Source organism: Barnesiella sp. ET7, from assembly GCF_024733785.1.
GTDB classification, from domain to species: domain Bacteria; phylum Bacteroidota; class Bacteroidia; order Bacteroidales; family Barnesiellaceae; genus Barnesiella; species Barnesiella merdigallinarum.
The window spans coordinates 1-725 of sequence record NZ_JANRHM010000063.1 but is presented as its reverse complement, the minus strand read 5'-3'; the positions used below and the strand labels follow the sequence as shown (position 1 = coordinate 725).

Sequence of the window (725 nt, the reverse complement as noted above, 5' to 3'; positions counted from 1 at the left end):
CTGAAACGCACTGAAATCATTAAGGACAACAATGGCAAGATGTGGATTAGAAAAGGTCGTCACAAGATGAAAAAGGAGAAGGCAAGATGTATCAGCAATGTACCTCTTATCACTCCTGCCATAGAAATACTTGAGAAATATGAGGATCATCCAACCTGTATTGAAAAGGATGTTTGTTTGCCTTTGTTCTGCAATCAGACGATGAATTCATACCTAAAACAAATTGCTACGCTTTGCAATATTGACAAGAATCTGACCACACATGTGGCCCGTCATACCTTTGCCACGACCATAACTTTGGCTAACAAAGTTTCGTTGGAAAATGTTGCAAAGATGATGGGGCACGCATCTACCCGTATGACTCAACACTATGCAAGAGTATTGGATCAAACCATCATGAGTGATATGGAAAAGGTTCAGATATTATTCTAATAAATAGATTCGTAGCCGAGTTCACCAAACCACAGGCAAAGGTAACTCGTGTTCTGTTCGTCAAGCAAGGTCAAGCCCTACGGGTGTCGTGGAAAAATCATCCTCGCCCCGTGAGGCTTTCTGTATTTTTCCACACAACCTTGCCTGACGAGAACACGACCTTTTAGAGCCTGTAGTTTGGGAACTCCGGCCCCGAATAGCCGGACTAACAAGAAATATATAATGTTATGTCACAAGCAGTATTAAACAACAGTCAAGCAACAGGTCACACCGACCTGCTATCAGGTATCTTG

General features: G+C 42.3%; 1 protein-coding gene. It reads left to right on the top strand.

Annotated elements, in window-relative coordinates:
• On the top strand, positions 1 to 432 hold a 432-nt coding region (locus NW211_RS13905), incomplete at its 5' end, for a site-specific integrase (RefSeq protein ID WP_258328277.1).
• Positions 433 to 725: the final 293 nt, after the last annotated feature.